The organism is Pseudoflavonifractor sp. An187, from assembly GCF_002160275.1.
In the GTDB taxonomy this organism is placed as follows: domain Bacteria; phylum Bacillota; class Clostridia; order Oscillospirales; family Oscillospiraceae; genus Enterenecus; species Enterenecus faecium.
In genome coordinates, this window is sequence record NZ_NFKG01000053.1 from 1 (window position 1) to 6,418 (window position 6,418).

Sequence of the window (6,418 nt, forward strand, 5' to 3'; positions counted from 1 at the left end):
GACGCCACCGGATTCATCAATCTGTGGGGTCTGCCCGACACCGTGCAGGCGCTGCGGGAGCAGGGCAAGCTGTAATAATAGAGTGGCGTCGTCCTGCTCTGGCGGAGCCAGAGACGGCGCGAGTGCGCCGCCAATGGCCGTAGGCCATTGAAATCGCCGGAATTCACTTCTGGCGATTTGAGTGAAATCGAGGGGCCCCCGGCGAGTTTGCTCGCTGGGGAGGGACGCCACCGGATTCATCAATCTGTGGGGTCTGCCCGACACCGTGCAGGCGCTGCGGGAGCAGGGCAAGCTGTAATAACCTTTTTTGTAGAGGTGGGCTTTTCGCTCTCACCTCAGATGATCAAAACTCTCTTGGTATAGAGCCTCGCAGAGTTCCGTCACCCGCAGGTGATGGAATAAAATGAAATCCCGTCATTTCCGGGGACATGCGCATCGGAAATGACACTTCTCATGACGGGTGGGGTGACTTTTTCGTAAGAAATCGAACCCCATCCGTCATGCAATCCTTTCGCCAAAGAAGTCTTGGGACTTCTTTGGCATGTTGCGCAGGGGCGGCTTAGGCCGTCCCTGCGCTCCGACTATTTAGAAACATCGGAAGACTTCGGAGAAAATCCGTAAATTTTCGAGAAATTTCCGAAAGGCTGTGTTATTATGAAACTATGGGCAGGACGCTTCCAGAAGGAAACGGATACACAGGTCAATGACTTCAACTCCTCCATCACCTTTGACGCCCGCCTCTATGAACAGGACATCCGTGGCTCCATTGCCCACGCCACCATGCTGGGCCGTCAGGGCATCATTGAAGAGCACGAGGCGGAGAAGATTGTGGAGGGACTGAAGGCCATTTTGGAGGACATCGAGGACGAGAAGGTGGAGTTCTCTCTGGACAACGAGGACATCCACATGAACATCGAGGCCCTCCTCACCCAGCGCATCGGCCAGACGGGCAAGCGTCTGCACACTGGACGCAGCCGCAACGACCAGGTGGCCACCGACTTCCGCCTGTATGTGAAGGAGCAGATTCCCACCATCATCGACATGATTGTGGATCTGCAGAAGGTGCTCATCTGTAAGGCCAAGGCCAATGTACATACGGTGATGCCCGGCTACACCCACTTGCAGCGGGCCCAGCCCACCACCTTCGGCCACTATATGATGGCCTACGCCAACATGCTGCGCCGGGATGTGACCCGGCTGGAGGACTGCCTGGAGCGCATGGACGAGTGCCCCCTGGGCGCTGGCGCCCTGGCCACCTCCACCTATCCCGTGGACCGGTTCCAGACTGCCGCTGCCCTGGGCTTTGCTAAGCCCAGCGACAACTCCATGGACGCTGTGTCCGACCGGGACTATGCCATTGAGCTGCTGTCCGCCCTGTCCATCCTCATGATGCACCTGTCCCGGTTCTCTGAGGAGATCATTCTGTGGTGCTCCTGGGAGTTCAAGTTCGTGGACCTGGACGATGCCTACTCCACCGGCTCCTCCATCATGCCCCAGAAGAAGAACCCCGACGTGGCCGAGCTGGTCCGGGGCAAGACGGGCCGGGTGTACGGCTCCCTCATTACCCTGCTCACCGTGATGAAGGGTCTGCCCCTGGCCTACAACAAGGACATGCAGGAGGACAAGGAACCGGTGTTTGACGCCATCGACACCGTGGAGCTGTGCGTGCCCGTGTTCGCCGCCATGCTGGACACCCTGACCGTGCGGCCCAAGAACATGTCAAAGGCGGCCTCCGGCGGCTTCATCAACGCCACCGACTGCGCCGACTACCTGGTGAAGAAGGGCATGCCCTTCCGGGAGGCCTATATGATCGTGGGCCGCCTGGTGAATATGTGCATCAAGTCCGGGGAGAGCCTGGACACCCTGCCCTTGAAGGACTTCCGCTCCATCAGCGCCCTGTTTGACGAGGACGTGTACGAGGCCCTCCAGCTCAAGACCTGTGTCAACGGCCGCACCGTGTACGGCGGCCCCTCGGAGGAGTCTGTCAACCAGCAAATTCAGCTCATGGAGGAGTTTGTCGCCCTCCACAGTCCAAAGCAATAAGGAGAGATTGCATATGAAAACCATTTCCGGCGGTGTCACCGCCCCCAAAGGCTTCCGGGCCGCTGGGGTGTACTGCGGGGTCAAGGCCAGCCATGCAGGGGTGCCCGGCACCCAAGGCAAGCCCGACCTGGCCATGATTGTGTCCGACTGCGAGTGTACCGCCGCCGCCACCTATACCCTCAACCGGGTGAAGGCCGCCCCTCTCTATGTGACCATGGGCCACCTGGAGGACGGGGTGTGCCGGGGCATTGTGGCCAACAGCGGCAACGCCAACGCCTGTGCCCCTCTCAGCCACGAAAACGCCGAGAAGATGTGTGAGCTGGCCGCCGCCGCCACCGGGCTCAAGCCCCAGGACTTTGCCGTGGCCTCCACCGGCGTCATCGGCCAGACCCTGAACATCGCCGCCATCCAGCGGGGGATGCCTCAGGTGGCCGGGGAGCTGTCCTACGAGGGCTCCGACGCCGCTGCCCACGCCATCATGACCACCGACACGGTGAAAAAGGAGATCGCCGTCACCGTCACCATCGGCGGCAAGCCGGTGACGGTGGGCGCCATCGCCAAGGGCTCCGGCATGATTCACCCCAACATGGGCACCATGCTGTGCTTTATCACCACCGACTGCGCCATCACCTCCGAGATGCTCTCTGACGCCCTCCACGACATTGTGCCCCGCACCTTCAACCGGGTCACGGTGGACGGGGACACCTCCACCAACGACATGTGTGTGGTGCTGGCCAACGGCATGGCAGAGAACACTCAGATCGAGTGGAAGGACGACGACTACACCCTCTTCTACAAGGCCCTGTACCAGGTGTGCGAGGCCATGGCCCGTTCCATCGCCGGGGACGGCGAGGGCGCCAGCCGCCTCATCACCTGCACCGTCACCGGGGCACGCAGCGAGGAGACCGCCGAGCGTTTGGCCAAGGCCGTGGTGGGCTCCTCCCTGGTGAAGGCCGCCATGTTCGGCGCGGACGCCAACTGGGGCCGGGTGCTGTGCGCCATGGGCTACTCCAAGGCCCCCTTCCGCCCGGAGTATGTGGATGTGTCCTTCTCCTCCGACCAGGGCGAGATTCTGGTGTGCCAGCATGGCACCGGGGTGGACTTTGACGAGGACCTGGCCAAGAAGATTCTGAGCCAGGACGAGGTGGTTATCGCTGTCAACCTCCACGAGGGAGACGACCAGGCCACCTGCTGGGGCTGCGACTTGACCTATGAGTATGTAAAAATCAACGGAGATTACCGCTCCTGATAAAAACGAAGGTGCTGAACATGGCTTATACACTGGCAGACCGGGCCCAAGTGCTGGCTGAGGCTCTGCCCTACATTCAGAAATACAACGGCAAGACCATTGTGGTGAAGTACGGCGGCAACGCCATGATCTCTCAAGAGCTGCGCTGCGCCGTCATTTCCGACATCATCCTCCTGTCCCTGGTGGGTCTCCACGTGGTGGTGGTCCACGGGGGCGGCCCCGAGATCAACCAGATGCTCAAGCGCCTGGGCAAAGAGGGGAAGTTCGTGGACGGCCTGCGCTACACCGACGAGGAGACCATGGACGTGGTGCAGCAGGTGCTGTGCGGCAAGGTGAACAAGGACCTGGTGGCCACCCTCAACCGTATGGGCGGCCGGGCCCTGGGGCTGTGCGGCATGGACGCCCAGCTGTTCCAGGCGGTGCAGCTGAGTGATAAGTACGGCCTGGTGGGTGAGATCACCGGGGTGGACCCCAAGGTGGTGCAGGACGCCCTGGCCCAGGGGTATATCCCTGTGGTGTCCACCGTGGCCCAGGGCACCGACGGCAATACCGCCTACAACATCAACGCCGACACCGCCGCCGCCAAGCTGGCGGTGGCTCTGGGGGCGGAGAAGCTGGTGCTGCTCACCGACGTGCGGGGCCTGCTGCGAGACCCCAAGGATGAGTCCACCCTCATCCATTCCGTGGGAGTGTCTGAGATTCCCGGCCTCATCAAGGACGGTATCATCAGCGGCGGCATGATCCCCAAGATCGACTGTGCCGTGGAGGCGGTGCGCTCGGGGGTCAACTCCACCGTCATCCTGGACGGACGCATTCCCCACTCTATTTTGATCGAATTGCTCTCCGACGACGGAGCGGGCACCATGCTGGTGCGATAAAGGAGGAGAAACCCATGAACACTCAACAGCTGATGGACTTGGACCATCAATACCTGGTACAGACCTATGGCCGCAACCCCATTGCCCTGGACCACGGGCTGGGGGCCACCCTATATGACTTGGAGGGGAAGGAGTACATCGACTTCGCCTCTGGCATCGGCGTGCTGTCCCTGGGCACCGCCCACCCCAAGTGGCTGGCAGCGGTGACCATGCAGGCGGCCAAGCTGGGCCACGCCTCCAACCTGTACTACACCCAGCCCTACGCCCAGTTGGCGGAGAAGCTGTGCACCCGGTCCGGCATGTCCGCCGCCTTCTTCGGCAACTCCGGCGCCGAGGGCAACGAGGGTATCATCAAGCTGGCCCGCAAGTATTCCTTTGACAAGTACGGCAAGGGGAGAGGCACCGTGATCACCCTCAACCGCTCCTTCCACGGCCGCACCATCACCACTCTGGCCGCCAACGGCCAGGAGGTGTTCCACCAGTATTTCTTCCCCTTCACGGAAGGATTCCGCAGCGCCGACCCCACCATGGAGGCCATCCAGGAGGTGGCGGGCCACGACGTGTGCGCGGTGCTGCTGGAGCTGGTGCAGGGCGAGGGCGGCGTGCTGCCCATGGACAAAGAGTTTGTCAAGCAGCTGGCCCAGCTGTGTGAGAAGCGGGACTGGCTGCTGCTGGTGGACGAGGTGCAGACGGGCATTGGCCGCACCGGCACCCTCTTTGCCTTCCAGCAGTACGGCATTCAGCCCGACGCCTGCTCCTTTGCCAAGGGCATTGCCGGGGGCCTGCCCATGGGCGGCTTCCTGGTCAACGAGAAGTGCCGCAACATTCTGGGCCCCGGCACCCACGGTTCCACCTTTGGCGGCAACCCGGTGAGCGCCGCCGCTGGCTGCGCCGTGCTGGAGGTGCTGGACGACGCCACCATCGCCCAGGTCAAGGAAAAGGGCGCTTACATCCGCCAGTCCATTGAGGACATGCATCTGCCCTGCCTGGGTAAGACCCGGGGCCTAGGGCTGATGATTGGCATTGATGTGGCGGAAGGCTACAACAACAAGGAACTGTGCGCCAAGCTCAACGTGGCCGGGCTGCTCACCCTCACCGCCGGAACCGGGCTGCGGTTCCTGCCCCCGCTGCTCATCACCCAGGAGGAGATGGACAAGGGCCTGAGTGTGTTCCACGACGTGCTGTCCAAGGTATAATATGGTTCCCAGGGAGGTTCGAAGAATGAAAAAGGATTTACTCAAGCTGTTGGATTTGAGCGGGGAGGACATCAAGGAGATTCTGGACACCGCCGACCAGATGAAGTACAGCCAGAAGCATGGCATTCCCCACGATGCGCTGCGGGGCAAGACCCTGGCCATGATCTTTGAGAAGAACTCCACCCGCACCCGTGTCTCCTTTGAGGTGGGCATGTACCAGCTGGGCGGCCACGCCCTGTTCCTCTCCGGCAAGGAGAGTCAGATTGGCCGAGGCGAGCCCATTGAGGACACTGCCCGGGTGCTGGCCCGCTACTGCGACGGCATCATGATTCGAACCTACTCCCAGGAGGAGGTGGAGGCTCTGGCCAAGTACGCCTCCATCCCCGTCATCAACGGCCTCACGGATTTTGCCCACCCCTGCCAGGTGCTGGCGGATCTGATGACCATCCGGGAGAAGATGACCCGGCTGGAGGGCCTGAAAATGGCCTTTGTGGGGGACGGCAACAACATGGCAAACTCCCTCATCGTGGGCGGCCTCAAGTGCGGCATGGATGTGTCCGTGGCCTGCCCCCAGGGGTATGACCCGGACCCCCGGGTGCTGGACTTTGCCGCCACCGTGGAGGGGCCCAAGTTCCAGCTGTGCCGCAAGCCGGAGGACGCCGTGGTGGACGCCGACGTGGTGATCACCGACGTGTGGGCCTCCATGGGCCAGGAGGAGGAGCGGGCAGAGCGGGCAAAAGCGTTTGCCGGGTACTGCATTGACGACAAGCTCCTGTCTCTGGCCAAGCCCGGGTGCATGGTGCAGCACTGTCTGCCCGCCCACCGGGGGGAGGAGATCACCGCCGAGGTGTTCGAGGCCCACGCCGACGAGATCTTCGAGGAGGCGGAGAACCGGCTCCACGCCCAGAAGGCGGTTATGTACCTGCTGATGAAATAAAAAATAGGCCTGTTGCAAAATAGGCCAGAACAACAAAACGAGAGGCTAACCTTTTTGGGGGTTGGCCTCTCGTTTCATTTGCTGTACAATTTGTTTATGCAGACAAATTATAACA

Annotated in this window: 6 protein-coding genes; 5 read left to right on the plus strand and 1 reads right to left on the minus strand. The window is 61.6% G+C overall.

The window, feature by feature from the left end:
* Positions 1 to 243, minus strand: a 243-nt coding sequence (locus tag B5F22_RS12500) for a hypothetical protein (RefSeq protein WP_204210595.1), incomplete at its 3' end; no start/stop codon positions are given.
* A gap of 411 nt (positions 244 to 654) precedes the next feature.
* Between B5F22_RS12500 and argH the strand changes: the two genes are divergently transcribed.
* Genes argH through argF form a run of 5 tightly spaced genes read left to right on the plus strand, consistent with a single transcriptional unit; the run spans position 655 to position 6,303 of the window.
* Positions 655 to 2,043 (plus strand): argininosuccinate lyase, encoded by a 1,389-nt coding sequence (argH, locus tag B5F22_RS11685; RefSeq protein WP_087392686.1) that lies wholly within the window; start codon positions 655 to 657, stop codon positions 2,041 to 2,043.
* Positions 2,044 to 2,056: 13 nt separating this feature from the next.
* The gene (gene argJ, locus B5F22_RS11690; RefSeq protein WP_087392687.1) at positions 2,057 to 3,292 is read left to right on the plus strand and encodes a bifunctional glutamate N-acetyltransferase/amino-acid acetyltransferase ArgJ; all 1,236 of its coding nucleotides are present in this window, start codon (positions 2,057 to 2,059) and stop codon (positions 3,290 to 3,292) included.
* Positions 3,293 to 3,312: 20 nt separating this feature from the next.
* Complete coding sequence (argB, locus tag B5F22_RS11695) at positions 3,313 to 4,170, plus strand: acetylglutamate kinase (RefSeq protein ID WP_087392688.1); 858 nt, start codon at positions 3,313 to 3,315, stop codon at positions 4,168 to 4,170.
* Between the two features lie 14 nt (positions 4,171 to 4,184).
* Complete coding sequence (locus B5F22_RS11700; RefSeq protein ID WP_087392689.1) at positions 4,185 to 5,366, plus strand: acetylornithine transaminase; 1,182 nt, start codon at positions 4,185 to 4,187, stop codon at positions 5,364 to 5,366.
* Positions 5,367 to 5,391: 25 nt separating this feature from the next.
* Positions 5,392 to 6,303, plus strand: a complete 912-nt coding sequence (gene argF / locus B5F22_RS11705) for an ornithine carbamoyltransferase (protein WP_087392690.1) — start codon at positions 5,392 to 5,394, stop codon at positions 6,301 to 6,303.
* Positions 6,304 to 6,418: the final 115 nt, after the last annotated feature.

Bases quoted from the DNA above. Each gene is read 5' to 3' on its own strand.
- argH (WP_087392686.1), top strand. From the start codon at position 655: ATGAAACTATGGGCAGGACGCTTCCAGAAGGAAACGGATACACAGGTC.
- argJ (WP_087392687.1), top strand. From the start codon at position 2,057: ATGAAAACCATTTCCGGCGGTGTCACCGCCCCCAAAGGCTTCCGGGCC.
- argB (WP_087392688.1), top strand. From the start codon at position 3,313: ATGGCTTATACACTGGCAGACCGGGCCCAAGTGCTGGCTGAGGCTCTG.
- B5F22_RS11700 (WP_087392689.1), top strand. From the start codon at position 4,185: ATGAACACTCAACAGCTGATGGACTTGGACCATCAATACCTGGTACAG.
- argF (WP_087392690.1), top strand. From the start codon at position 5,392: ATGAAAAAGGATTTACTCAAGCTGTTGGATTTGAGCGGGGAGGACATC.